The sequence below is a fragment of the Pseudoalteromonas sp. CO109Y genome, assembly GCF_004208935.1.
In the GTDB taxonomy this organism is placed as follows: Bacteria; Pseudomonadota; Gammaproteobacteria; order Enterobacterales; family Alteromonadaceae; genus Pseudoalteromonas; species Pseudoalteromonas shioyasakiensis.
This window is the reverse complement of sequence record NZ_SGPD01000042.1, coordinates 121,877-148,671: the sequence shown is the minus strand read 5'-3', so window position 1 is coordinate 148,671 and position 26,795 is coordinate 121,877. Positions and strand designations below refer to the sequence as shown.

Annotated in this window: 26 protein-coding genes; 14 read left to right on the top strand and 12 right to left on the bottom strand. The window is 41.7% G+C overall.

The features are described 5' to 3' along the window. The 11 genes from EXT43_RS18450 to EXT43_RS18400 all read left to right on the top strand — a co-directional run bounded on the left by EXT43_RS18450 (position 1) and on the right by EXT43_RS18400 (position 10,951). A complete protein-coding gene (locus EXT43_RS18450; RefSeq protein WP_130167644.1) occupies positions 1-1,242 on the top strand; it encodes an NAD(P)/FAD-dependent oxidoreductase in 1,242 nt (413 codons plus the stop codon). Beyond that, positions 1,230-1,781 (top strand): DUF3261 domain-containing protein, encoded by a 552-nt coding sequence (locus EXT43_RS18445; RefSeq protein ID WP_130167643.1) that lies wholly within the window; start codon positions 1,230-1,232, stop codon positions 1,779-1,781. The genes EXT43_RS18450 and EXT43_RS18445 overlap by 13 nt, the downstream gene beginning before the upstream one ends. Positions 1,782-1,783: 2 nt before the next feature. Then, positions 1,784-2,947: a beta-ketoacyl-ACP synthase gene (locus EXT43_RS18440; protein ID WP_130167642.1), complete on the top strand. Its 1,164-nt coding sequence runs from the start codon at positions 1,784-1,786 to the stop codon at positions 2,945-2,947. Beyond that, positions 2,934-3,389, top strand: coding sequence for a hotdog family protein (locus EXT43_RS18435; RefSeq protein ID WP_062565713.1), 456 nt, complete (start codon positions 2,934-2,936; stop codon positions 3,387-3,389). Before EXT43_RS18440 ends, EXT43_RS18435 begins: the two co-directional genes overlap by 14 nt. Then, on the top strand, positions 3,386-4,111 hold the full coding sequence (fabG, locus tag EXT43_RS18430; protein ID WP_054562409.1) for a 3-oxoacyl-ACP reductase FabG: 726 nt from the start codon (positions 3,386-3,388) through the stop codon (positions 4,109-4,111). Before EXT43_RS18435 ends, fabG begins: the two co-directional genes overlap by 4 nt. Then, positions 4,111-5,337: a beta-ketoacyl-ACP synthase gene (locus EXT43_RS18425; RefSeq protein ID WP_130167641.1), complete on the top strand. Its 1,227-nt coding sequence runs from the start codon at positions 4,111-4,113 to the stop codon at positions 5,335-5,337. The genes fabG and EXT43_RS18425 overlap by 1 nt, the downstream gene beginning before the upstream one ends. Beyond that, the gene (locus EXT43_RS18420; RefSeq protein ID WP_130167640.1) at positions 5,334-6,164 is read left to right on the top strand and encodes a MipA/OmpV family protein; all 831 of its coding nucleotides are present in this window, start codon (positions 5,334-5,336) and stop codon (positions 6,162-6,164) included. Before EXT43_RS18425 ends, EXT43_RS18420 begins: the two co-directional genes overlap by 4 nt. Continuing rightward, entirely contained in the window at positions 6,165-6,596 is a 432-nt protein-coding gene (locus tag EXT43_RS18415) for an excinuclease ABC subunit A (RefSeq protein WP_130167639.1), read from the top strand. It begins immediately after the preceding gene. Between the two features lie 67 nt (positions 6,597-6,663). Then, positions 6,664-7,965, top strand: a complete 1,302-nt coding sequence (locus EXT43_RS18410) for a DEAD/DEAH box helicase (protein WP_062565709.1) — start codon at positions 6,664-6,666, stop codon at positions 7,963-7,965. Between the two features lie 208 nt (positions 7,966-8,173). After that, a complete protein-coding gene (locus tag EXT43_RS18405) occupies positions 8,174-10,420 on the top strand; it encodes a carbohydrate binding family 9 domain-containing protein (RefSeq protein ID WP_130167638.1) in 2,247 nt (748 codons plus the stop codon). Between the two features lie 24 nt (positions 10,421-10,444). Beyond that, positions 10,445-10,951, top strand: coding sequence for an Sbal_3080 family lipoprotein (locus tag EXT43_RS18400; protein ID WP_062565707.1), 507 nt, complete (start codon positions 10,445-10,447; stop codon positions 10,949-10,951). An 18-nt stretch (positions 10,952-10,969) separates the two neighbouring features. On the opposite strand, the gene EXT43_RS18395 is transcribed toward EXT43_RS18400, so the two are convergent. The 6 genes from EXT43_RS18395 to EXT43_RS18370 all read right to left on the bottom strand — a co-directional run bounded on the left by EXT43_RS18395 (position 10,970) and on the right by EXT43_RS18370 (position 16,634). Further along, positions 10,970-11,488 carry a protein tyrosine phosphatase family protein gene (locus tag EXT43_RS18395; protein WP_062565706.1) on the bottom strand — a complete coding sequence of 173 codons (519 nt, stop codon included), beginning with the start codon at positions 11,486-11,488 and terminating at the stop codon, positions 10,970-10,972. A 19-nt stretch (positions 11,489-11,507) separates the two neighbouring features. Further along, positions 11,508-13,151, bottom strand: a complete 1,644-nt coding sequence (locus EXT43_RS18390; RefSeq protein ID WP_205990972.1) for an amidohydrolase — start codon at positions 13,149-13,151, stop codon at positions 11,508-11,510. Positions 13,152-13,315: 164 nt separating this feature from the next. Beyond that, the gene (locus EXT43_RS18385) at positions 13,316-14,281 is read right to left on the bottom strand and encodes a Solitary outer membrane autotransporter beta-barrel domain (protein ID WP_130167637.1); all 966 of its coding nucleotides are present in this window, start codon (positions 14,279-14,281) and stop codon (positions 13,316-13,318) included. 112 nt (positions 14,282-14,393) lie between these two features. Next, positions 14,394-15,989, bottom strand: a complete 1,596-nt coding sequence (locus EXT43_RS18380; protein WP_054562399.1) for an AbgT family transporter — start codon at positions 15,987-15,989, stop codon at positions 14,394-14,396. Positions 15,990-16,066: 77 nt separating this feature from the next. Next, positions 16,067-16,366: a hypothetical protein gene (locus EXT43_RS18375; RefSeq protein WP_130167636.1), complete on the bottom strand. Its 300-nt coding sequence runs from the start codon at positions 16,364-16,366 to the stop codon at positions 16,067-16,069. A gap of 7 nt (positions 16,367-16,373) precedes the next feature. Further along, the gene (locus EXT43_RS18370; RefSeq protein WP_054554528.1) at positions 16,374-16,634 is read right to left on the bottom strand and encodes a DUF3081 domain-containing protein; all 261 of its coding nucleotides are present in this window, start codon (positions 16,632-16,634) and stop codon (positions 16,374-16,376) included. A gap of 201 nt (positions 16,635-16,835) precedes the next feature. Here EXT43_RS18370 and EXT43_RS18365 point away from each other — a divergent pair, with 201 nt between their 5' ends. Both EXT43_RS18365 and EXT43_RS18360 read left to right on the top strand, forming a co-directional pair. Further along, complete coding sequence (locus EXT43_RS18365) at positions 16,836-17,702, top strand: redoxin family protein (RefSeq protein WP_130167635.1); 867 nt, start codon at positions 16,836-16,838, stop codon at positions 17,700-17,702. Positions 17,703-17,781: 79 nt separating this feature from the next. Then, positions 17,782-19,062 carry a flavohemoglobin expression-modulating QEGLA motif protein gene (locus EXT43_RS18360; RefSeq protein WP_130167634.1) on the top strand — a complete coding sequence of 427 codons (1,281 nt, stop codon included), beginning with the start codon at positions 17,782-17,784 and terminating at the stop codon, positions 19,060-19,062. 90 nt (positions 19,063-19,152) lie between these two features. Here EXT43_RS18360 and EXT43_RS18355 read toward each other — a convergent pair whose 3' ends face one another. From EXT43_RS18355 to EXT43_RS18330, 6 genes are all read right to left on the bottom strand, one after another. Continuing rightward, positions 19,153-20,370 (bottom strand): type III PLP-dependent enzyme, encoded by a 1,218-nt coding sequence (locus EXT43_RS18355; protein WP_130167633.1) that lies wholly within the window; start codon positions 20,368-20,370, stop codon positions 19,153-19,155. A gap of 259 nt (positions 20,371-20,629) precedes the next feature. After that, the gene (locus EXT43_RS18350) at positions 20,630-21,460 is read right to left on the bottom strand and encodes a hypothetical protein (RefSeq protein ID WP_130167632.1); all 831 of its coding nucleotides are present in this window, start codon (positions 21,458-21,460) and stop codon (positions 20,630-20,632) included. A gap of 55 nt (positions 21,461-21,515) precedes the next feature. Continuing rightward, positions 21,516-22,319 (bottom strand): DUF1338 domain-containing protein, encoded by an 804-nt coding sequence (locus EXT43_RS18345; RefSeq protein ID WP_130167631.1) that lies wholly within the window; start codon positions 22,317-22,319, stop codon positions 21,516-21,518. 40 nt (positions 22,320-22,359) lie between these two features. Further along, positions 22,360-23,832 (bottom strand): succinylglutamate-semialdehyde dehydrogenase, encoded by a 1,473-nt coding sequence (astD, locus tag EXT43_RS18340; protein WP_130167630.1) that lies wholly within the window; start codon positions 23,830-23,832, stop codon positions 22,360-22,362. An 18-nt stretch (positions 23,833-23,850) separates the two neighbouring features. Then, a complete protein-coding gene (gene astA / locus EXT43_RS18335) occupies positions 23,851-24,885 on the bottom strand; it encodes an arginine N-succinyltransferase (RefSeq protein WP_062565696.1) in 1,035 nt (344 codons plus the stop codon). 46 nt (positions 24,886-24,931) lie between these two features. Continuing rightward, positions 24,932-26,137 (bottom strand): aspartate aminotransferase family protein, encoded by a 1,206-nt coding sequence (locus tag EXT43_RS18330; RefSeq protein ID WP_062565695.1) that lies wholly within the window; start codon positions 26,135-26,137, stop codon positions 24,932-24,934. 204 nt (positions 26,138-26,341) lie between these two features. On the opposite strand from EXT43_RS18330, the gene EXT43_RS18325 reads away from it, so the two are divergent. Beyond that, positions 26,342-26,770 (top strand): Lrp/AsnC family transcriptional regulator, encoded by a 429-nt coding sequence (locus EXT43_RS18325; RefSeq protein WP_054554593.1) that lies wholly within the window; start codon positions 26,342-26,344, stop codon positions 26,768-26,770. Positions 26,771-26,795: the final 25 nt, after the last annotated feature.

Below are 26,795 nucleotides of genomic sequence, written 5' to 3'. Positions count from 1 at the left end.
GTGAATAATCAAGTTCAACAGGCTGATGTTGTTATTATTGGTGCTGGCCCTTCGGGTGCTGTGGCTGCCAGTTTACTGGTGAAAAAAGGTTGGCATGTGGTGGTGTTAGAGCAGCAAATCTTTCCTCGTTTTTCGATTGGTGAAAGTTTATTACCCCAGTGCATGAGCTTTTTAGCAGAAGCAGGCCTTGAGCAAGCGGTGCAAGCACAGGCACAACCACTTGGGTTTCAGTTTAAAAATGGTGCGGCGTTTCAGCGTCGTGGCGACCACACCACAATCGATTTTACCGAGAAATTTAGCGAAGGCCCTGGCACGACTTTTCAGGTAAAACGCGCTGACTTTGATAAATGCTTAGCCGATGGTGCCATGCAGCAAGGGGCTGAAATACGTTACCAACATAGCGTGTTAGCGTTCACCGATTGTGAGGATGGCGCTTTACTTGATGTTACGGATGAAAACCAGCAAGGCTATCAAATTAAAGGGCGTTTTGTACTTGATGCCAGTGGTTTTGGCAGGGTATTACCTCGCTTACTTGATTTAGAGTCAGCATCAAATTTCCCAGTACGTTGGGCTTTTTTCAGCCATTTTAAAGATAATATTAGCGATACCCAGTTTGACCGTGAAAAAATCTTAATTAATGTTCACCCAGAGCATAAAGATATTTGGTATTGGCTGATCCCATTTAGTGATGGTACGGCAAGCATTGGTGTGGTTGGTAAACCAGAGCAGCTTGAGGATAAACAACCACTCGCTGGTTTAAATGAATTTATTGAACAAGATAGCTATTTAAGTGAGTTATTAGCCAATCGAGAAGCTATTGGTGAAGCGCGTGCTATCAAAGGCTATTCGGCTAATGTGTCGAGCTTGTATGGTGAGCATTTTGCACTACTTGGTAATGCTGGTGAGTTTTTAGATCCGGTATTTTCATCTGGAGTGACGATTGCATTAAAATCAGCCTCATTGGTCGCTCCTTTAGTTGATAGCTACTTACGTGGTGAGCAACTTGATTTCAAAAACGATTACAGTGAGCCTTTGCAACAAGGGGTTAATTGCTTTAGAACCTACGTCAGTGCTTGGTATGATGGCTCCTTTCAGGACGTGATTTTTTACAGTGAGAAAAACCAACAAGTGCGCGAGATGATCAGTGCTATTCTTGCGGGTTATGCATGGGATTTACAAAACCCATTTGTAAAACAAAGCAACAAACGCTTAAATACGTTGGTTGAATTATGTCGCGACTAACACGCTCTTTGCTCTTATCTTTGAGCATATTAGTGGCAAGTTGTGCCAGTGAATTTGCAGTAAAAACGGGCGTTGATTTAGCGCCAAATGCAGGGATTTATTTGCTTGATCCACCGCCATCATTAGTTGCCGATAATTGGCAGCAAGTACTTGAAGTACACCATGGCGATGAGCAGCATACATTACTAGCGCAGCTGAGTTTAAACAGTGAAACGGGTATTAACTTGGCTGTTATGACGGCTCAAGGTATGCCAATCTTTCAGTTAGAAAAAGCGCCACTAGGGCCGATTAAAAGCGAAAAAATGCTCCCTATCAAGGCGGTTGATCCTCGCTATATTCTTGCTGATATCATGCTAGTACACTGGCCGGTTACTGTGCTGAACTCGCAACTTTATGGTTTGAACTTGGTTGAACAAGGCTCGACACGGCGTTTATATCAAGGTGAACAGTTAATTAGTGAAATTCGCTATTTAGACGGTGCAACAGAACTTGTAAACTTTCAGCGGGATTACAAAATTAAATTTCAAAGGGTTAATTGATTATGCCATTTTGGCTTAACGACTTAGGTATTGTTAGTGCATTGGGGGTTGGTCATCAACAAACAATGCAAAGTATCAGCTTACAACCTAAACAAACACTCACAGAGGTGACGTCGCTTGCATTTGAGCAGCGCCCAACCTTTGTGGGTTTGGTTAATGAACTGCCATTAACAGCATCAATGCGATTTTATCAGCTAATCGATTTAGCGCTGGCGCAACTTGCTGACACATTAGCAAACATAGACATTCCGAGCAGCCGTATTGCTGTGGTGATTGGTACCAGTACTGCTGCAATTCAAGAAGGTGAAAGAGGCCGAATTGCCCATGCAGCTGAGGGAAAGTGGCCAGAGGAATTTGATTATTACGACCAAGCGCTCGTCGCACCTGCCAATTATATTGCCAAAAAACTCGCTGCGAAGGGGCCAAGTTACAGCATTTCAACTGCGTGTAGTTCAAGTGCCAAGGCGCTTATTAGTGCGCGCGCCATACTCAATGCCGATTTAGCCGATGTGGTAATTTGTGGTGGGGTAGATAGCTTGTGCCAACTCACTATTAATGGCTTTGATTCGTTATCGTCTATCAGCGATGAAATTTGTAAGCCGTTTAGTGGCGACAGAGCAGGCATCAATATTGGTGAAGCCGCAGTGTTATTTGTTATGAGTAAAGAGCAGCATACAAAACAAAGTATTGCCTTTTTAGGTGGTGGTGAAAGCTCCGACGCCCACCATATTTCAGCACCGATTGCAGACGGTTCTGGCGCTATTGCTGCTATGACAACGGCTTTGCAAGACGCGAATTTAACGCCTTCAGATATCGACTACATTAATGCCCATGGAACAGCCACACCGCAAAATGATGCGATGGAATCTCTGGCAATCAGTGAGGTATTTGGCAAAGATACCAAGGTCAGTTCTTCTAAACATTTGACCGGCCACACCTTAGGCGCTGCAGGAGCCTTAGAAGCGGGCTTATGTTGGCTCTATTTGGCTTACCCAGAATTTAATCAATTAGTATGCAATCAGGTTATAAAAGACGAATCATTGGCTGAAATTGGTTTAATAACACAACCAGAAACGGCAGAAATTAACACTTGTTTATCAAATTCGTTTGCCTTTGGTGGCAATAATGTCAGTGTAGTACTAGGACATCTAAATGAATCACTATAAAATTGAGCAAGTAGTCCCTCATAGCGAACCAATGATATTGCTCAATCGCCTATCCAATTACAGCGAAGAGTCAGGTTGTTGTGAAGTGGATATAAGTTCACACAGCCCGTTTTATGACGAGAGCTTAAATGGCGTTGCCAGTTATATTGGCTGTGAATATATGGCGCAAACTATCGCAGCGTATGCTGGTGCGTTGGCAAAAGACAAAGGAAATGAAGTACAAATCGGTTTTTTAATTGGTACGCGCAAATATAAAACCTATGCACCGGTATTTAAAAACGAGCAAACGCTTAAAGTCTCGGTGACAAAGTTATATCAAGAAGAATCAGGGTTAAGTGTATTTGAGTGTCAAATACATAGCGATGAAACATGTTTAGCAGAAGCAAAAATTAATGTTTTTCAACCACAAGACCCAATGCAGTTTATAAGAGAAAATCAATGACAAAACGTATTTTAGTCACCGGCTCAAGCCGTGGTATTGGCAAAGCAATCGCACTTAGATTAGCTAACGATGGCTTTGATATTGCTGTTCATTGTCGCAGTGGTGTGGCTGAAGCAGAGCAAACCTGTGAAGAAATCAGTGCGCTTGGTCGTCATGCTAGCTTATTGCAATTTGATGTTTGCGATAGAGAGCTTGCAAAACAACAAATTGAAGCTGATATTGCCGAGCACGGTGCGTATTATGGGGTGATCTGTAATGCAGGTATCACGAATGATATGGCGTTCCCAGCGATGCAAGGTGATGATTGGGATAAAGTGATCCGTACTGGCCTTGACGGTTTTTATAATGTGGTTCATCCAACGGTGATGCCAATGGTGCAAGGTCGTAAAGGTGGCCGTATTGTCACTATGGCGTCAGTGTCAGGGATTGCCGGTAATCGCGGGCAAGTTAACTACAGTGCCGCTAAAGCGGGCATTATTGGTGCGACCAAAGCGCTTTCGCTTGAGCTTGCAAAACGTAAGATCACCGTTAACTGCGTAGCTCCAGGATTAATCGAAACCGAAATGACAGACGATTTACCGGTTGATGAAATGCTAAAAATGATCCCATTAAAACGTATGGGGTCAGTTAGTGAAGTCGCGGGTACTGTGTCGTTTTTATGTTCAGATGACGCCGCGTATATCACCCGCCAAGTTATTTCTGTGAATGGCGGTATGGTGTAATGAAGCGCGTTGTTGTTACAGGCATGTCTGCCATTACTGCATTAGGTGATACCTGGGGTGAATTTAAAACCGCTTTGCAAAAAGGTGAAAATGCCGTTCAGTACATGACTGACTGGGATGTGGCGCCTGAATTAAACACTCGACTAGCAGCACCTGTTACTCATTTTACTAAACCAAGCCACTATAAGCGTAAACAAGTTCGCTCAATGGGGCGTGTTGCTATGATGTCGACCCGTACTACAGAGCTTGCTTTAGAAGAAGCCGGGCTATTAGACCACCCAAGTCTAACCGACGGCTCTACAGGCATTGCTTTTGGCTCATCTACGGGGTCAACGCCACCATTACTTGCCTTTGCAAAAATGATGGAAACAGGCGAAATGACAGGCGTAACGGCCACCAGTTACATCCAGATGATGGCGCATACAGCGCCTGTGAATGTGGGTGTCTTTTTTGGTTTAAAAGGCCGCGTGATCACTACCAGCTCTGCGTGCACATCAGGCTCGCAAGGTATTGGTTATGCTTATGAAGCGATTAAGTATGGTCGCCAAAAAGCCATGGTGGCTGGTGGCGCAGAAGAGTTATGCATCACAGAAGCTGCGGTATTTGACACCTTGTATGCGACCAGCACAAAAAATGATGATGCGAAAAGTACGCCACGACCATTTGATCAAAATCGTGATGGTCTGGTTATTGGTGAAGGTGCAGGCACACTCATTTTAGAAGAGTATGAGCATGCCCTTGCCCGTGGCGCGACCATTTATGCGGAGCTCGTCGGTTTTGGTTGCAACTCAGATGGTCAACATGTGACGCAACCTACCGCAGAAACTATGCAAGTGGCTATCGAAATGGCACTTAATGATGCACAGCTTACTGCCGACCAAATTGGCTATGTGAATGCTCATGGTACGTCAACAGATCGGGGTGACATTGCGGAGTCTCTGGCGACTTTCAATGCCCTTGGTAAGAAACCTATTAGCTCATTAAAGAGTTATTTAGGTCATACCTTAGGAGCATGTGGCGCCATTGAGGCATGGGCAAGTATCAATATGATGAATGATGGTTGGTTTGCACCTACTATCAATTTAACAGATGTCGATCCTGAGTGTGCTGATTTAGATTATATCAAGGGCAATGGCCGTGAAATGCAAACAGATTACATTATGAGTAATAACTTTGCGTTTGGTGGCATCAATACCTCGTTAATTTTTAAAAAGTGGCAAGCATGATCAAGCGCTGCATCATAAGTATTTTATTTATTCTAACTTTTAATGCTTATGCTGCAGAAGACAGTGTAGAAAAGGGCACTGCAAAAATGGAGTTCGGTGCAGGCCTTTTTTATGCAGATATCCCCCATTATTTAGGTTCAGATGAAAGTGAGCAATACCTATTGCCTGTGCCTTATTTTCGTTATCAAAGCGATAAAATGGCCATCGACCGTAATAACTTCACTGGCTTTTTGTGGCAACAAGAAAATCTCCATTTAGATTTATCTGCCAACGTAGGTCTTGCAGTAGACAGTGAGGACAACAAAGCCCGAGAAGGTATGGATGATCTAGATTGGGTGTTTGAATTAGGGCCTTCACTTAATTACTACCTAATAGGTGAACCAAACGCTAAACAGCATTTGTATTTAAGCCTGTTTGCACGCAAAGCCATTGCGACAGATTTCTCAGGTATTGATGATATTGGCTGGCGTTATGGGCCAAGTGTGTATTATCGAGTGCCGATCATCGAAAAGGCGGATTCACAATTTTCATTAGCGTTTCGTGGCAATATCAACTTTGCTAGCGATAAATACCTTGATTACTACTATGGAGTGAGTGACTTACATAGCAATGAAACTCGCCAAGCATACTCAAGTCGTTCAGGTTTTTCTGGCGCTGATGTATCAATTGGGGTACATTTTGACACACCAAAGTATTGGTTAGGTGGTTTTGTTAAATATCATCACCTTGCTAACAGTCAACAAGAAGCAAGCCCACTCGTGAAGCAAGATTATAATGTTTCGGTTGGTTTTGGTGTTGCATGGAAATTTTATAGAAGGAATTTTTAAATGAAGTTATTGACCCTTGTATGTGTTTTAGCGGCTTGTTTGTGTTCAACAAACAGTTTTGCCCGTGATGATATACAAACGCTACCTGTACAAGCACTACTTGAAACTAGCAAAGCGAAACAAGCGCTGTTAGATATTCCACTGTATTTTGCTGATCAAAGTCATAACAGCATTAAAACCAATTATGGTGAAGTGATCACCAACAAGAAAACCAACGCATTTAATAAAACTGACCGAGAAGCGTGTGAGTGGGTAATGCTTAGTGCTTTAAAAGCATTACAAGAGCGGGCTGTTCGTGAAGGCATGAATGCAGTTGTAAATATTCAGTCGTATTACAAGAAGCGTGAGTTTGTTAGCCAAACAGAATATCAATGTGGTGCGGGCACATTTGTTGCTGGCGTGGCATTAAAAGGCACTTTAGTTAAGTTATAACTAACTAAAGTCATTTTTTTTCTGTATAATTTGCGACCCTTGATATGATGGCCGCAGGTTATACAGCATGAATTTTAAATCATTTAGTTTTTCTTCTGAGCTTTTACAGGCATTAGAAGAGCTTAATTTCGAAACGCTTACTCCCGTTCAACGTAGTGCAATTCCTGCGGTAAGAAAAGGCAAAGACGTACTTGTCAGTGCGCAAACAGGCACTGGTAAAACCGCTGCATTTGCTTTACCACTTATCCAAAAATTATCAGAATCAGCGGTTAGTGAAAATAATGCGCCAAGTGCATTAGTGCTTGCACCTACCCGCGAGTTAGCTGAACAAATTGCTAATAATTTTAAAGCGTTTGCAAAATACACAGAACTCAAAACAGTGTGTTTGTTTGGTGGTATCAATCTAGCGGGTCAAGCTAACGATTTGAAAGCAGGTGTCGATATCGTGGTTGCAACACCAGGGCGCTTACTTGATCATCTGCGTTTAGGTAACATCAGCTTAGCTAATGTTAAGCATTTAGTGCTTGATGAAGCTGACCGTATGCTAGACATGGGCTTTATCAGCGATATGCAAACTGTTATTAATGGTTGTGATGAAGCGCGTCAAATCTTGTTGTTCTCTGCCACTTTCCCGGCGGCAATTAAACAATTTGCGAGTAAAGTACTAAAGCAGCCTGAAATCATTCGTGTTGATCAAACAAACAGTACTGCAGAAACAGTGCAACATGTTGTTTATCCAGTTGAAGAGCGCCGTAAGCAAGAGCTTTTATCTGAATTGATTGGTAAGAAAAACTGGCAGCAGGTACTTGTTTTCGTAAACATGAAAGAAACCGCTGATGAGCTTGTAAAAGAGCTTAATCTTGACGGGATTCCTGCTGTTGTTTGTCATGGTGATAAAACCCAAGGTAACCGCCGCCGCGCTTTACGCGAGTTTAAAGAAGGTAAAGTTCGCGTGCTGGTCGCAACTGAAGTAGCTGCTCGTGGTATTGATATTGAAGGGTTGCCACGTGTGATTAACATCGACCTACCTTGGCTTGCAGAAGACTACGTGCATCGTATCGGCCGTACAGGTCGTGCTGGTAAGCCGGGTCAAGCAATTTCGTTTGTCAGCCGTGAAGAAGAAAACACTTTATTCGATATCGAAAAGCTAATCGGACAGCGCATCAAGCGTGTTGTTTTACCAGGTTACGAAGTAAGCAGCCGTGAAGTACTGATTGATAAAATTGGTAAGAAGCCGTCGCATTTACGTCGTAGCCGTACAAATAAGGCTTCGGGTCAGGCTACGGGTGAAGCGCGTGCAAAGAACCGTTCACGAATCGCAAATGTTCGCAAATCTTTGAAAGGCAATAAATTAAGCCTTAAAAAGTAATAGGTTTCGATAACAAACGTATGAAAAGCCCCATTGCTGTTTGGCAATGGGGCTTTTTTGGCTCTTTTATTAGTACAAATGGAGTGTTTTGTTAAATTTTATGACATAAAACTGAAAATTAGATTAACAAATGTACCTTGCTGAATTACAATCGCTTTGAAATCAGTCAAGTAGCGTTTCTAGCGCGTCAGTGTCTAAATGGATGTTTATGCAGTACTTAAAAAGAATAATAAATAAAATAATCGCCCCTACTTTTTTACTTAGTGTTGCCTGTGTGCCTTTTTCTGCCAATGCATTTGATAAAGCACAATTCTCCCTTGCCCACATTAAAGAGTCTATTAGCGTAGATGGTGTGATGGATGAGTCGCACTGGCAATACGCCACAAAAGTGCCATTAAAATATCAGAATGAACCAACCGAAAAAGGCACGCCGCTCGTGCAAACCGATGCCTACATGTATGAAGATGGTAAATACTTGTATGTTGGTTTTATTGCAAAAGATAATGACCCTTCGCAAATTCGTGCCGCCCTTCGAGATCGTGATACGCTTTGGCAAGACGACAATGTTGCCTTGATGATTGATACCTTCAATGATGAACGAACCGGCTATGAGTTTTATGTAAACCCACTCGGTGCGCAAGGCGATATGCGCATGACCGATATTGATGATTGGGTGGAAGATCCATCATGGGACGCTATTTGGGATAGTGCAGGGCAAATTACTGACGACGGTTATGTGGTTGAAATGCGTATTCCATTCACTGCACTTCGCTTTCCAAAAGATCAAACAGAGTTAACCTGGAGTTTTGCAGTATGGCGTAATTACCCGCGTGATGTGTATTATCAAATGTCGAATGTTGGTTTTGACCGAGATGTAAAATGTAGCTTTTGCCAGTTTGATAAACTCACAGGCTTTGCCAACATGACAGAAAGCCAAAATATTCAGCTTACGCCCACTTTAACTGCTCTTCGCCATGATACCAAAGATACAGTGCCGGGTGATTGGCAAAATGGTGATATTGATACTGAAGCGGGCATGGACTTACGTTGGGGGGTGACGCAAGATGCGGTTATTAATGCCACTATTAATCCTGACTTTTCGCAGGTCGAGGCAGATTCACTTGAGCTTGACGTAAATACCACTTACTCAATTTATTATGCTGAAAAGCGCCCATTCTTTTTAGATGGGGCGTCTTATTTTGATACCAGCCAACTAGAGCTTTTATACACGCGAATGATTGCTGAACCTGATGTGGGTTTAAAATTAACAGGTAAAACCGGCGCGCACAGCTATGGCTTTATGTACGCTGACGATCAGAATACCAGTGTCTTACTTCCGACAAATCAAGGCTCGGGCTTTGCTAATCTGGCAGATAAAACGCAAGCAGTAGCGGGGCGTTATCAGTTTGATATTGGCCAAAAAGGCACAATTGGTGTGATGAGCACGCACCGTGAAAATGATGATTATCATAATACGGTGTTATCTTTAGATGGTAGTTACTGGTTTAATCAATCAGATAGTTTGCAGTATCAAGTAGCAAGCACAGATACCACTAACTCAGAATTTTTAGTTGATTATTATGGCATTGATAAAAATCAATCAGATCAAGCTTATGCTATTGAATTTACAAGAACTAAGCGTGATTACGAAGTTTATGCTAATTACGAAAATATAGGTAAAGAATACCGCTCAGACTTAGGTTACCAAGCTAAAGTTGATTACGAGCAAGTACAATTAGGTGGTGGGCAAACATGGTATCGCGATGCTGATGATGCAATCACAGAGTACAGCTACAATGTTGAGTGGGATAAAACATGGGCGCAAAATGGCGACCTACTCGAAGAAGAATACGATGGCTTTTTTACCTTTAAAGGTAAGATGCAGTCGCAAACAGAAATTGGCTTTATCCATCGTAATGAGTTTTATGCTGGCGAGTTTTTTAATCAAAACATAGGTTATATCTACGGCGGTTTTAGACCCATTCGTGACATTAGCTTTTTATTGTATGCTCAATATGGCAGTAAAATTGATTACAGTAATGCAGCTTTAGGTACTATGGTTCGCATTGAACCTGAGATGACATGGGATATAAACGATCATTGGCAGGTGCAACTAGAGCACAGCTACAGCTACCTAGATAACGAGCAAAATGAGCGTGTTTATACTGCTAACTTAACGGATCTACGCGTTTATTATAAATTTAATATGCGTTCAATGCTGAAACTCGTTTTGCAGTTTGAAGATGTCGATCGAAACAACGAAGCTTATCGATTTGATGTAAGCCAAACTAACCGTGATTATGGCAGTCAGTTAGTGTATTCGTACAAGATTAACTCGCAGACACTGTTTTATTTAGGATATTCTGATAAAGGGTATCAAGATGATTCGTTGAAGAGTCTTGAGCGAGATCAGCGTACCTTATTCACTAAGCTAAGCTATGCATGGCAGCTTTAAAAATTATAAAAAAGGAAAATCATAATGAATATTGCAAAAATATCAGCTGTTGCAGTTGCAGCTACTGTACTTGCGGGTTGTGCAGCGAAACAAGATGTAAGTCGCTTTGAAGCGGAAAAACCAAAAACCGTGTGTATTGCAGAGCATCAAGCGGTAAAAGAAGGTGTTGTAACATCACTACAATCAGGCTTTGCAAAACATAACGTGAAAACGCGTGTGATCCCAGCCAACTACGTTATGAAACATCAAGCGTATCAAACAGACATCTCAACTGCTAACACAGATGGTTGTGATGCTGTTGCGTTTTATGTTGCTAACTGGCGTTGGGATTTAGCCCTTTATATGGCCTATGCCAATATTTGGGTCACTAATGTTGACCAAACTGAAACAATTGCTCAGGCAAGCTATCGCACGGGAGGTGGTTTAGATAAGTTTATTGATGCGAACGAAAAAATCATTGAGCTCGTTGATTCGATGTTTCAGCAAGTTGAAGCTAAGAAACAACAAGAAAGTCAGAAAAAGGCAATATAAAGCAGCATGTTGGTCAGCTTATAGCTGACCAACTTCTTCGTTTACTTTACTTCTTACCACGCCTTCAAGGCTTTTTAAGCCCCATTGCTTACCAATCTCAACAGCTTCATCAACTGGCTTTTTCAAGGTTATGGCATTGTATAGCGCTACAAGAGCGCCGACACGGTTGCTGCTAGCACAGTGCAGTAAGGTGGTTTGCTGTTGGTGCTCATTGAGCAAAGCCTGAAGTTTAGTAGCATTTTCAATGGTAATATCAGCTTTAGATTGCACAGGAATATGGTAATAGTTCATACCAAGCTCAGTGACTAACTCTTGCTCAGACCAATTCGTTTCGTTATCACCACGAAGGTTGATAATGTTCTCAACACCAAGTTGTTTTAATTTTGCAAAATCAGTTTGACTTGGCTGCCCAGAAGTTAGCACATGCTCAGACTGCGCCTTAAGATTTAAAATATCCAGTTTTGTAGCAGCTGTTTGTGCTGCTAACGCTGAAAATGACAGCAGCGCAGCACAGGCTAATTGTATAAACTTATTCATGTTACTCCTTGAAAAGTGTTTAGTTTTTGCTGTAGACGGTTTCACCGCGGCTAATGGTTTCTAGCACTTGTAAATTATGTAGTTCTGCAGGCTTTATTTTCAACGGATTGTTATCAAGGATAATTAAATCTGCTTGCATCCCTTGTTTTAATTGCCCTTTTAAGCTTTCTTCAAAGTGTTGATAAGCCGGCCATGTCGTCATTGCTTGTAGTGCAGTATACACAGAAACGCGTTGATCTGGGCCTAATACTTGGTCTGTTCGAGTCGTACGGTTAACCGTTGCATCTAATACACGCAGTGCATTGGGCAGAGCTACAGGTGCATCATGATGGGTGCTAAACATTAATCCTTGTTTGCGAACCGCATGGGTGGGTGAAATAAAATCTGCACGGGGGTGACCAAGCACCGAATTTACATGCCAGTCGCCCCAATAAAAGGTATGCATTGGGAAGAGCGATGGAAATATGCCTAATTCTTTAAGACGGTTTACCTGATCTTGACGAATAGTTTGGCCATGAATAAGTACCGGGCGGCGGTCTTTTTTACCAAGCTTGTTATTGGCATTTTCAACGGCATTTAAAAATTGCTCAATAGCGGCATCACCATTTGCATGAGTCATCACTTGCCAGTCATTGGCAAAGGCAGTTTCAATATACTGATAAGCTTGTTCATCATTAAAAGTAGGGTAGCCTGCATAGTCTTGCTCTTGTCCTTCAGGTGCTTTTAAGTATGGGTGAGATAACCAAGCGGTTTTCCCTTGTGGTGAGCCATCAAAGTTAAGTTTTACACCACCAATACGAAAATGATTTGTGTAGTTTTTACTGTTATAGGGTGAGTCCATAAAACTGCTGCTGGTGGCCATATCGGCATAGGCAACCACATCAATGACGAACTTATCGGCTTTGGATGCTCTTACCATCGAATCGTAGGCTTCTTGAGTTGCTCGGCCTTCTTGTGCTGTGGTGTAGCCGTATTTTGTGTAGAGTTTTTGCCCTTCTTGCAGCATTAAATCTTGTAAGTCAGGATCAAACGACTGCATGAGCTTAAACAGTAAACCAAAGTGCGCGTTTTCTTCGAGCACCCCATTGGGTTCTTGTGAGTTTGCCATACGACGAATTAGCCCACCGTCAGGATTGTCTGTGTTTTCGTCGATGCTGGCCATGGCTAAAGCTTTACTGTTTGCAACACTTAAGTGCCCAGAAGTATGAATGATGATCACTGGCTTTTCGGTGCTAACGCGGTCTAAGTCCATTTTAGTTGGGTATCTATCAAGCTCAGCATCATCGTAACCAAAGCCTAAAATAGCACCCGTTTTTTCAATAAATGTGGTGTAGTCAGGGTTATTTTGTGCGGCGGTAAGAATATTAACGATTTGCTCAACACTATTGGCATCTCCATCTGGGCTAGGTAATACATTGGCTACCATGGCTTGCAAACCAACACCATAGACATGGCTATGGCCATCAACAAAGCCTGGCATTAAGGTTTTGCCTTGCAAATCAATTAGCTTTGTTTTGCCAAACTTATGCTCAAGCGCTTTGTTTTTATCACCCACAAAGATGATTTTGTCACCTTGGGTAGCAATAGCCTGCGCATATTCTGGTTCATCGCCAGCCATTGTAAGAATATCGCCACCATAATAAATGGTATCTGCAGCACTCACTTGCAGTGGTAGCGTTTTAGCTGTTTGTTAGGGGTTTTATCACAAGCCGTTAAGGCAAGTAATGAACAAGCGATTGCGAGGTGATGTTTCATATCAATCTTCCATGAATTTTGATTATGCTAAGAATATAGTCTGTTTTAAAATTTTGTCTTTAAAAAATGGACTTAAATTTCGTTAAAGTACAAGACAATAGCTGCACCATCGAGGCTACTTCCGTTGTGAATGTTGATGCCGATACCAAAGTTGTCAAACCATGACGTCCACTTTCTACTGTCCCATAAAAAGCCAATACCGTATTCATAAAAGTGATCGGTCCCAAAAGCTACGCGACTATCGCCGCCTAAATCGATTCGCTGGCCTTTGATGTAAAAAGCTTGCTCAAAAAGCCCTATTTTGAACATGTTAAATTTAGCTTTAATACCATTAAGTGTGCGCCATGTTTCAGGTGCTGCATTACTTACCCCATCAGGGTGAGAGAGTGCCCAACCATAGTAATAATTAAAATTAAGCTTGTACTCGTAATAGCCCCAATGCCTAGGTAAGCGATAGATCATGGTCGCATTTGGGTTTAACACCAGCGCATTACTGTTGAGGTTGGTGTAAAGATTTTCAGCTAAAGGCTTAAAGTTACGCCTAGACTCGGGAGAGTTATACTCATAGTCATTGTTGTAATGTAAGTAGTGAGTATTGAAGCCAAATTGATATGACCATTTAGAGCCAAGTGCTTTTTCGGCATTAAAACCGATCATGCCGTTATATACAGTTTCTGAAATATAGTCGTCAGCCACATTATCAAATAGCGAAATGAAATCTGATTGATTCAAATAGCTTACCCTGCTGGTCACACTGAGTTTGTGTTGATAAATTGGCTCATCAAGCTGCCAAGTATAAGGAATACTGTAGAGTCTGAGTTTTTTTCTAAGCGCGATACTGTCTTTATCTTTACTGCTATGTTGCGGGTCAAACAGTGTTTGTGGGTCAAAATCACCCATACCTAAGGTAATACTGTCCCCATCCGTTAAAACCAACGACGTTGCAAATGCGGTTTCAAGTTGCTTTGTTGGATTGGCATATAAATTAAATACACTTAATGCGTGCAATAGAAACCACAGCTTAAATAGCTTTTTCATATAAAATAACAATAAAAATTAATGTCTTAATAATAGTCGTAAAGTTAGCTTTCAACAATCTCAGGTACAAAAAAGCCAAGCTAATGCTTGGCTTTTTACCTCTCTAAGAAGATTAAGGCTGATAGTAAATCGGTGATTCAGGGCCAACTGGGAAGCCCAGAACAAATACCCATAAGTAGAATAATGCAACCCAACCAACAAAGAAGATCATGCTGTATGGAAGCATGGTCGCAACCAATGTACCAATACCCATGTCTTTCTTATACTTAGTCGCAACAGCCAGTATCAAGCCAAAGTAACTCATCATTGGGGTGATAAGGTTAGTTACCGAGTCACCAATTCGGTACGCCGCTTGAATAGTTTCTGGTGCATAGCCGATGAGCATTAACATTGGTACGAAGATTGGTGCCGTTACAGCCCATTGTGCAGATGAAGAACCTAAGCTTAAGTTTACTAAAGCACACATTAAAATGAAGAGCACAAATACTTCTGGGCCAGTAAGGTTTAATGCTTGTAACAGAGCGGCGCCGTTAATAGCTAAAATTGTGCCTAGGTTGGTCCATTTAAAGAAAGCAACGAACTGTGCTGCAAAGAAAACCAGCACAATGTACATCCCCATTGAGCTCATGCTTTTACTCATGGCATCGATGACATCTTTATCGTTTTTCATGGTGCCTACGACACGGCCGTAAACAAAACCCGGAATACCGAAAGTCACAAAGATAAAGACCACAATGCCTTTTAAAAATGGCGAGTGTGCAACAAGGCCTGTTTCTGGGTTACGCAAAATGCCGTCTTCAGGAACAATTGTCCAAGCAAGTAATAATGAAACCACTAACAGAGAAACACCTGCCCACTTAAGACCTGACTTTTCTTTATCAGTTAGCCCTGCAATGTCGTTCTTTGGCAAATCATTGCTTGCTTCATCTGGGTTGTACTTGCCAAGACGAGGCTCAACGATTTTCTCTGTAACTAACGTACCTAGAGTAGCGATTAGAAATACTGAAATCATCATGAAATACCAGTTTGCTTCAGCGCCAACTTGGTAATTTGGATCAATCATTTGTGCTGCAGGTGTAGTGATACCAGCAAGTAGCGGGTCAATGGTGCCGAGCAATAAGTTTGCACTGTAACCACCTGAAACACCAGCAAATGCCGCAGCAAGACCGGCAAGAGGGTGACGACCAAGGCTGTGGAATATCATGGCTGCTAATGGAATGAGTACGACGTAGCCAAGTTCTGATGCCGTATTTGATAAAATCGCAGCAAACACTACCATAAAAGTAACTAAACGCTTAGATGCGCCCATTACCATGCCGCGCATAGCAGCAGAGAGTAAACCAGAGTGCTCTGCAACACTAACGCCTAATAGAGCAACAAGTACTGTACCAAGTGGTGCAAAGCTGGTGAAGTTCGTAACAAGACCAGTAACGATGCGCTGAAGGCCTTCGGCACTAAGTAGGCTTACAACCTCAATAACACCATCAGGGTCTCGACCAGCAGCGCCTTCAGGGCGTGGGTCGATAGCACTTAAACCATACCAATCGGCAATGCCGCTAAAAACTATAATGGCAACGCAGAACATTGCAAATAAAGTGATAGGGTGGGGTAGCATATTACCCAAAAATTCAACGGTGGCTAAAAATCGGTTAAACAACCCATTATTACCACCCTCATGGGTGTTGTGAGAGTTTATAGTTTTTGACATGTCCAGTTCTCATTATTTCAAAATGGCGCTAACCTAGCATTTTTTACCGAACAGATCATGTTTTAGCGGTGGGATATCTAATAGGTACGTTCCAATACACCCTTATATAGCAAGGGGTAGCGGCGCAAACGTTTGCCAATGTAATCATCGGCTAAAATTTGCGCACAGATTTGTTCTACATCGTTACTTGCTTCAAATACCCAATCAAAGCGCTCAATAGCAAGCAAAAAGCCACGCTTGAGGAACTGTTGTTCGCGATAGTAGCTAAGGTTTTCGCGAATAATATCTAACTTACGTGGGTTAGTTTTTAGTTCATTAATAACTTGGTTGATAAATGCCTGCTGTTGCTTTGATTCAGCTTTTACCCGTCGTTTCATTACTTCTTTACAGTTCCTGTTCTGCGATATAAAGCACTTTCTTTAAAAAGTCCTCTTTGTTCTTTTCATGTTGATAGTCAAGGTGGTAGGTATTATGAAAGCCAAAGCGCAGTAACACACCACTGCCTTTTAGATATACCGTATAACCATCGATATCCGAAAAAGCGCAAATACCCTCATAAAGCTTTCCATCTTCATGATCTTCACCGTGTTGAATGATTTTTTCATACACAGATAGAATTAATTTACCGTCTAGCTCATTTTTCATGATGACTCCTTTTTGAAGTAATACGTTTCAGATCTATAAAAAGTTTAGTGTTATTTTATGCAGGTATTAAACGTGCTGTGTGTTTTTATAACCTTACTTTGCGATAAATCACTAAAATCACATTTAGATAGCAGATGTCGAAAATTTACAATATTTTCTCTTACCTTAAACTTAAGATAGATTTTATTTTAGGGACGCACAATGAAATATAAGTTTATACCCCTGTTACTACTAACAGGCTTGTTGCTTGTAAGCCAAAGCACATCGGCAAATACAGCCCCTTTGGTTTTAGAAAATGAAGCAGGGAAAATAGTCAAGCTTGACAGTTACTTGGGCGAAAAACCCGTTTACATAAAGTTTTGGGCTACTTGGTGCAAGCCATGTATGGAGCAAATGCCGCATTTTCAGCATGCTTATGAGCAGTATGGTAATAAAATTCAATTTGTGGCTATTAATATTGACCTTAATGATGACGCACACGCTGTTGCTAAGGTTAAAGAGCGTTTTTCACTCACTATGCCACTATTTACTGATCACACAGCTCAGGTTGCTAAACATTATGAATTTATGGGCACCCCGTTTCATGTGTTGATTGATAGTGATGAAAAGGTGATTTTTCAAGGCCACGAAGCTGATAAACCGCTTGATAACACATTACGTTTGTTATCACACAATGGCAAAGTTGATAAAGCGCGTTTACTAGGCGAAAAGCAAGGCCAAGCGACTCCTTTGGTAATTCCGAACAAAGGTAAAAAAGCCGTGCTGTTCACCGCTACGTGGTGCGACTGGTACTTAGCCGACACGCGCCCTGCAATGGCAAAACAGTGTGTATTAGCGCAGCAACACATTAATAAGCTGGCAGAGCAAGGAGTTGATGTCGAGGTTAAAGTGAGTCAGCTGTGGACTGATCAAAGTGCAGTGCAAGAATATGTTGATAAATTCGCTGCAACTATGCCTGTTTCTATCGATTATGGAAATGATTTATTTATCGAAAATGGCATTAATTCAGTACCCAGTTTACTTCTCTACAACGATGGAAAATTAGTCTCTAAGCATGCTAAATTTTAGCTCAAAACCGCTTAATTTTACTTTGTAATTATGCAAATTTAGCCTATGCTCAAGGCTCATTTAACAGTGAGCCTAGAGCATGATAGATAAGGCATTATTAGCAAAAACACGCGAGTTATCTGACCGATTAATCGCATTGCAAACACCCATTCGTATTCTTGATGCGATCAACTGGGATAAACAAATCAAAGAAGAGTTTTTTAAGCATAAATGCCAAAAGAACCCAACGGTTGATCAAGCCTATTACCAACAGCGTGATCTTGGTTTTGTACCAAGCGAGTTGCGTCGCGCGTTTTCTGATTTAAATCGCGATATCATCAGCCAGTTAGGGCAGCTAAACCCGATTGCCCAATACATGAGCAAGATGTGCACTGAATATAAAACCGTACTTAGTATGATTGAATATCGTGGTACCCCTGAATATCATGATTTGTCAGTTGAGTTGTTCGGTCATCCCAAGGATTTATTCCATGCAGGAGAGCCTTCACTTTCTGAACTTGCCACCATGCTTGAGCAGCCGCTAAAGAGTATGCTTGATGCGGATATTTTACCGGATGATCCAAAAAACATAGATGCACAAGATGCGGTGAAAATTCTAGCATCACAAGTGGCTCAAACGATGCCGGGCATCGATGTTGAGGTTATTCTGAGTGACGGTATTGTGAGTGATGCTGCGGCAGGTGCAAATAATATTAAACTTAATCAAGATGTTAAATTCTCTCAAAGAGAGTTAGATATTCTTGAGGTACATGAAGGCTGGATCCATGTCGGGACGACGCAAAATGGTCTTGCTCAGCCCTATTTAACCTGTTTAAGTAAAGGCACACCGAGCTCTACAGTGACCCAAGAGGGCCTTGCGGTATTGACCGAAATTATTACCTTAAAGTCGACGCCACGACGTTTAGCAAAATTAGTGAACCGTATTCAAGGTATTACTAAGGTTATTGATGGCGCGGAGTTTGTTGATATTTATCGTGATTATGTAGCGCAAGGTTTGAGTAAAGACGACAGTTATACACTTACTCAACGGGTGTTTAGAGGCAGTACAGCAACAGGCTTACCTTTTACCAAAGATATCGCTTATATCAAAGGTTTCGTGTTGGTGTATAACCTTATACGAGTTGCCATTCAGTTAGGTCGAATTGATCAATTGCACTTGTTATTGGTCGGTAAAATCTCAATTGATGATTTTAGACTGATATCGCAATTACATGATTTAGGTGTGATTGAAGACCCTAAATTTATTCCACCACACTTTAAAGACTTACGAGGCCTAGCAACCTGGCTAAGCTTTGGTCGTTTTATTGGTAACTTGTCGTTTGAACAATTAGAAAACGATTACAAACCACTCTTTCTTTAAACAAAGAAATAAAAAAATGCAGCTGGAATGAGCAGCTGCATTTTAAGAGTTAAAGCATGTTGCCTTACATGCTTTTAGTCGAGGAAACGATTAACCGGTGAGTGCGTCAACCTGCACTACATCATTCAGTACGATAACTTCTGCACGTTTGAAGAAGTTAAAATCTGTTGCGGTTGCTAATGTGTAAGCACCCATCATACGGCTGATGATTAAATCACCATTGTTTAATTTTGGTAGCATGATTGACTCACTTACTACGTCGATGCTATCGCAAGTTGGGCCTGCTAATACTGACTCTACGCGCTCGTTTGATTGTTTGAACGAGTCGATAGGGTACGAGGCTTCATCGAACAATAAACCACTGAATGAGCCGTAAATACCATCATCTAAATAGTACCAAGGCTTGCCATCACGAACTGCTTGACCCATTACTGATGCAACACTGGTTACAGCACTGGCTACAATAAAGCGACCTGGTTCAGCAATTACGCGAACTGTCTCTGGTAACTGTGCTAAGGCATCATTAATAGGCGCACAAAACTCATCAATTGGCAGCACATCTTTGTTGTAAGGCACAGGGAAACCACCGCCAATATCAAGCGTACTAAGCGCAGGTAATCCTAATGTGGCTACGTCGTTAATCACTTGATTACATGCAGCAATGGCAGTGACATATTTAGCTGGGCTTGCTGTTTGCGAGCCAACATGGAACGACAACCCTTTGATACGAATACCTAATTGTTGCGCATAGCTAATGATTTCAACGGCCATTGCTGGGCTACAACCAAATTTTTTCGATAAATCAGCGAATGCTTCCGCATTACGAAAACTTAAGCGAACAAGTAACTCAACCCGGTCTTTGTATGCAATGAACTTTTCTAATTCATTGATGTTATCAACCACAAACACATTACAACCGTATTCAAGTGCATCACGAATATCACGATCACGTTTGATTGGGTGCGTGTGAATAGTACGATCACTTGGTACGCCTTGGCTGGCGACTAAGTCAACTTCGCCGCTGGTTGCTAAATCAAAGCTGGCACCTTCTTCTAAAAGCGTACGAACAACCGCTGGATGAGGAAGTGGTTTTAATGCAAAGTGTAAAGCAACGCCAGGTAAAGCACGGCTTAATGCACGGTATTGATGACGAACAGATTCACAATCAAGCACCATTAATGGCGCGCCATGTTGTGCAACGAGCTGTTCAATAAATTGGTTTGATGGTTGTGCTACTGGTTCGTTTGCAGCAACCGACGCTGCAGGTACTTTGATTGTTAAGTCTTGTGTAAGTGTTGAAATAGCCATTTTACTCTCCGGCAATTAAGCAACTGCTCAGAAAAAATGGAAGTCCGAGTCAGTTGAGTGTTATTAAGCGCACAGTATGTTCTGTGCAATCAAATACACTCTTGGATAGTTGCTCTATCGCCTTGCTACAAACAGAGTTTGTAATGTACTCGGATTGGCTATCATCAAGAAGCGGCGAGATAATAGATCTGCTTTTTTATTTGCGCAAGTATTTTTTAAATATTTTTTGAATTAATTTTGTACAGTAATTAATAGTCACTTAGTTACTGTTTTCAAAGCGTATTCCATAACTTTTTGAATAAATATCAAGCATGGCTTTTGCGTCATCAGGGTGATTACTTTGGCTGTGTAATTGCTGAATATAGGCTGCCATTTCTGCACTTTTCATATAATCATCGATAAGTGCAATGGCACGATAACCCGCCGTGGTCTTACTGCAGGTAAAAAAGCCATTAATAAATTCAGGGTATTCAGCAATACGTCTTGATGTGAGTTGGCTTAGCTCATGAGCAGGAATGTGCGCTTCAAGTGCTTGTTTGTAAGCAACAATGTAATCAATACGCTTATTGAGTAATAGTCGACTTAATTGTAAAAACGCATTTTCTCCATAAATTGCCGCAACGTTGTATTGTTTATTAGCAAAAACATCATCGAGTTCACGGTAGCTGGTGGAGCCAATAATGCCAAAACTACCTTTGTTTTTGAGAAGCTTAGTGACAGAAATAGGCGCAGAACCTGACTTTAAGGTGCTCTTAAGTGCATAGACTTGACGCTGCATATGCATATAGGAGGGTATTTTAGAAAATACCATGGACTCTGCCCGTTCAGGGGTTTTGATTGCGTTAAAGGTGCAACTGGCCTCATTACTAGATAAGCGCTTCATTAAGCGCGCATGATTGGTAAAGTCGACGTCTATATTGAATTCATCAGCAAGGGCTGGATTGATAACCGCAGCAAGGTGGAGGTTAATACTGAGTTTATCTGCTTCGCTGGCAAAATATGCATGAGACAAAATTGTAAGCTTGGGTTTTTCTGTTGCCTTTGCTGTGTTTAGGGTAAATAGAATTACGATAAACGCAATTAGTCTCATACATTTCCTTGTGTACCAATTCGCTTATTGCGTTAAGCGAATTGGTATGTGCTAATTATCGAGCATTGGTGCTCTCAAAAATTTTGTCAGCTGATGCTGCCACAAAACCTGTATATAGCTCGCCATCTGGTTTTGCGTAACGTAGAGCGAACTCATAAAAACAACTTGGTACGGCAACAACACCATCGCTAAATTCAACTTCGCTGTCATCAGCAAGGGTTGAAGATTGCTCAAGTAAAACCTCTGGTGAACCTTTGATTTCGCCGCCAGATGTATTTAGCGCAAAACCCGCATCTTTAAGTGCTTGGTTTACACTTTCGATATCATCAAATTTTGCTAATTCATTGATGCTCACAGTAAAGTGATTAGCACGGTAACCCCATGCTGACATCCATGCTGCGTATTCGCTTTCTGCTAGCAGCTTTTTGTAAGTGTCTGAACTTACTTGCCAGTGTGTACCTGAATATAGGAAATTATCCGCTGTTACAGCGTCTTCGTCAATCTGTTCAACCATGTCGTTAACGATAGCTTGTAATTCTTCTGAGCATTGCTCAACAAGTAATTCAGAAATGAAAACTTTAGGTTGCTTAGGATCTGAGTGTTCGAAGTGCTTTGCGTATAGTTTTTTCGCTTCGAAATGGTACTCGCCGCATTCTTTGTAGCCAACAGCTAAAAAGTGCGCAGCTAGTTTTTCTAAACCGATTTTTTCATGGTTAAAAGTACGTAAAGCAATGTGATCGTTGATCACGTCATCTTGTTGTGTAGAGCCAAGTAACTCATGTACTTTTACCGCCGATGGCGTAACTGATAAATAGTTGTCCCATAGGTTTTCAAATAGGGCGTTTACATCTGTGTGCATGTTTAATTCCTTCAATTAAGGCGGCGAGGCCGCCAATCAATTATTCAATAATTAAGCCCGGCGCAAGGGTCTGTGGTAAGTTAACTTTTTCGGCTTCAACAGAAGCAACAGGGTATGCACAGTAGTCAGCAGCGTAATAGGCACTTGCTCTGTGGTTACCACTGGCACCAATACCACCAAATGGTGCAGCGCTTGATGCGCCAGTAATTGGTCGGTTCCAGTTAACGATACCGGCACGAATACGTTTTAAGAAATGCTGGTAGTCATCACTATCATCACTTAATAAACCAGCAGATAAACCAAAAGAGGTGTTATTTGCTTCATTAATCGCACTATCGAAATCTGTATAACGGTAAACCTTGATAAGAGGACCAAAGTGCTCTTCATCAGGCATGTCTTTAACAGCGGTTACATCAATAATACCTGGGCTTACAAAACCTGTACCCGGCTCAAGATGCTTAAGTTCAACAAGAGAAGTTGCTCCCATATCAAGTAACTGCTGCTGAGCTGCAACCATACCTAGTGCTGCTTTTTCGCTGATCATTGCCCCCATAAATGGTTGATCTTCACTGAAGCTGTCGGCTACTTTGATGTTTTTTGTTGCAGCAATTAATTTTTCTAAAATTGCATCGCCATTTGCCGAGTTCTCAATGAATAAACGACGAGAACAGGTACAACGTTGGCCAGAAGTAATGAAACCAGACTGGATAATGTCGTGAACAGCCGCACTTACATCTGCGACATCTTTTACGATCAGTGGGTTATTACCGCCCATCTCTAGAGCTAAGATTTTACCTGGATGACCTGCAAATTGCTTATGTAATAGGTGACCTGTATTTGAGCTACCCGTAAAGAATAAGCCATCAATATCTTGGTGAGATGCAAGAGCAATACCTGTATCTACTTCACCTTGAACAAGGTTGATGACACCGGCTGGTAAGCCTGCTTTTAGCCAAAGCTTTAAAGTGAACTCAGCAACATGAGGCGTTAGTTCTGATGGCTTAAATACAACTGTATTACCCGCTAAAATAGCTGGCACAATATGGCCATTTGGTAAGTGACCCGGGAAGTTATAAGGACCAAACACCGCAACAACACCATGTGGCTTATGACGAATAAACGCTTTGGCGCCAGGCATTGGGTTTTCTGTGGTCCCAGTACGTTCGTAATAGGCTTTAATTGAAATGGCAATCTTACCTGTCATTGCGCCTACTTCGGTACGTGTTTCCCAAAGTGGTTTACCTGTTTCACGGGCGATAATCGTTGCAAACTCTTCGCTGTGCTCTTTAAGCTCTGCTGCAAAGTTTTCAAGAATAGCAATACGCTCTTCAAGGGCCATATCAGCCCAGCCAAGCTGAGCACTGCGAGCAGCTTTGATTGCATCAGCGACTTGTTCAGCAGTGGCTGTTTTACCTTGCCAAACAACCTCGCCATTACTTGGGTTGATTGAACTAAAATCATGACCAAGGCCTGCTTGCCATTGGTTAGCAATAAGTTGAGTTGTTACACTCATTTTAAACTCCTTAAGTGGTTACAAACGGAAGAACCGTGCTGCATCCCCTTGTTTTAATTTAAGTGCATCTGCCACTTCTTGGCTGACGATTAATGTGTGCTTAGCGTGGTTGTAATGAGCATGTTTGGTGAATGTGGCTCTAAAGTCATTCACGCCTTGGTTGCAAATAGCTAATGTATCTGAGCTTTGCTCATTGATATGCGCAAGCTCACCAATGCTGATAGGGCACACTTGTGACTCACGGACACTGCGAATATTGCCAAGCTTTGCTTCAACCGTTGGCCCTGCATCGAATAGGTCAACATAACCACGGTGCTCAAACCCTTCTTTTTCCAAAAGTTTAAGCGCAGGCTTGGTTTTTTCATGAACCTTACCAATCACAGCTTGGGCTTTTTTGCTCAGTAAGTTGGCATAAATAGGGTACTTAGGCATTAACTCGCTGATGAAGACTTTATCGCCTAAACCCACTAAGTGATCAGCTTGTGGGAACTCAATACTAAAAAAGTGCTCTTGTAACCACTGCCAGAAAGGCGAGTGACCGTCTTCATCACTCACACCACGCATTTCTGCGATAATGGTGTCAGCAAAACGTTCGCTGTGTTGGGCCATAAATAAAAAGCGAGAACGTGATAAAAAGCGACCTGTTAAGCCTTTGCGATTTTGCTCCCGTAAGAACAAGGTACAAATTTCAGAGCAACCTGTGTAGTCATTACACATACTCAGAATATCAACCGTGTTATATACGTTGAGAGTAGGTGAATGGTGAACAGTTTTACCTTGGTGGTAATGATACAAAGGAACCGACATACCCACGGCAGCTTCGATAGCCGTTGTGCCGATAACGTCACCCGTTTCACTGTCTTCTAATACAAATAAGTAGGTTTCGTCTTGTGGTTTATTAATATCTTTTGCAAAACTGCGTTCAGCGCGTTCAATTTTTTCTTGTAGTAAATTGTCATCAACCGGTAACGAGGTAAAACCATGACCAGATTCAACAGCAATTTGTTTTAACGCAGCAAAATCATTTGCTGTTATAGGACGTAATACTTGCATTAAGTGCACTCCAATGGCGCATGCTTTGAGCATGCGCCAACTAGGATTAACCGTTTACAACGTCTGCAACCGCTTTTTCAAAGCGAGCTAAACCTTCTTTGATATCCTCTAATGGAATAACTAAAGATGGCGTAAAGCGCACAACGTTTGTACCAGCAACAAGGCTCATTAAACCGTGTTTAGTGCTTGCTACTAGGAAGTCACGTGCACGGCCTTCGAATTTGCTGTTAAGAACCGCACCTAATAATAGACCTTTACCACGTACTTCACTAAATACGTCGTATTTTTCGTTGATTGCTGCAAAGCCATCGCGTAAAAGTTGTTCACGCTCTTTAACACCAGCAAGTACTTCTTCGCTATTCACAGTATCAAAAGCCGCTTCTGCTACAGCACATGCAAGTGGGTTACCACCGTAAGTTGAACCATGTGTGCCTACTTTTAAATGCTCTGCAATGCTAGTTGTTGTGATCATCGCGCCAATTGGGAAACCACCGCCTAGCGCTTTTGCTGTAGTTAGGATGTCTGGTGTTACATCTAAACCTTGGTATGCGTATAAATCACCTGTACGGCCAACACCTGTTTGTACTTCATCAAAAATAAGTAAAGCATTGTGTTTGTCGCATAACGCGCGAACACCTTTAATAAATTCGTTCGTTGGCGAAATGATACCGCCTTCGCCTTGTAATGGCTCCATCATCACAGCACACGTGTTGTCGCTGATAAGTGCTTCAAACGCCGCTAAATCGTTATAGTCACAGTGATCGATTGCAGCAGGCTTAGGACCGAAACCATCTGAGTAAGCAGCTTGACCACCTACGGTAACAGTGAAGAATGTACGACCGTGGAAACCTTTGTTAAACGCGATGATTTGGTTCTTTTGCTCGCCGTGTACATCTAATGCCCAGCGACGCGCTAATTTTAATGCCGCTTCGTTAGCTTCTGCACCTGAGTTTGCAAAATATACTTTATCTGCAAATGTAGCGTCAGTTAACTTTTTAGCTAAGCGAAGTGCAGGCTCGTTTGTCATTACGTTTGATAAGTGCCAAATTTTTTCGCCTTGCTCTTTTAGGGCATTGACAAGAGCTGGGTGACAATGGCCTAAACAATTAACGGCAATACCACCTGCAAAATCGATAAATTCTTTACCGTTTTGATCCCAAACACGTGAGCCTTCACCGCGAACAGGAATCACCTCTGATGGGTTGTAGTTTGGTACCATTACGTCGTTAAAAAGTTCTCTTGTTACTTGCATTTATTGCACCTAAATCTGGCTTAGTATGAAAAAAGTTAAATTGCAAAAAATAGGTCAGTTAAGCCGTTCCTGCCTAATTAAGCACGATGAGATTATTTTTCTTATCTATTTTTCTTATTATCTGGGTTAGGGACTTAAATTTGCAGTGCTATTTTGTGAAAAATGACTAAAATAAAAAGCAAATTAACGAAAAGAGTAGTCAAAGTGATAACTTCACAAGATGAAAAACTATTAGCTATCTTAAGAACCAACGCGCGTGCGAGTATTTCTGACCTAGCGAGAGCGCTTAATTTATCGCGCTCAACTGTTCAAAGCAGAATGTTGAAATTAGAAGAAACAGGTGTGATCAAAGGCTACAGCGTAGACTATGGTGACGCCTATTTGAGCCAAATGGTATCGGCCCACGTTTCGATTAAAGTGAAACAAAAACTGACCACCAAAACGAATCTTGAACTAAAGCAGATTGATGCTATTTCACAGCTCTATGCAATTAGTGGTGAATTTGATTTGATTGCTGTTGTGCAAGCGCAAAACCTTGAAAAGTTAAGTCACCTATTAGATGACATAGGTAACTTAGATGGCGTAGAGCGAACAACGTCGTCTGTGATTTTAGAGACAAAGTTTAAGCGTTAACCCTTAATCAGGTAAAACCGCTTCT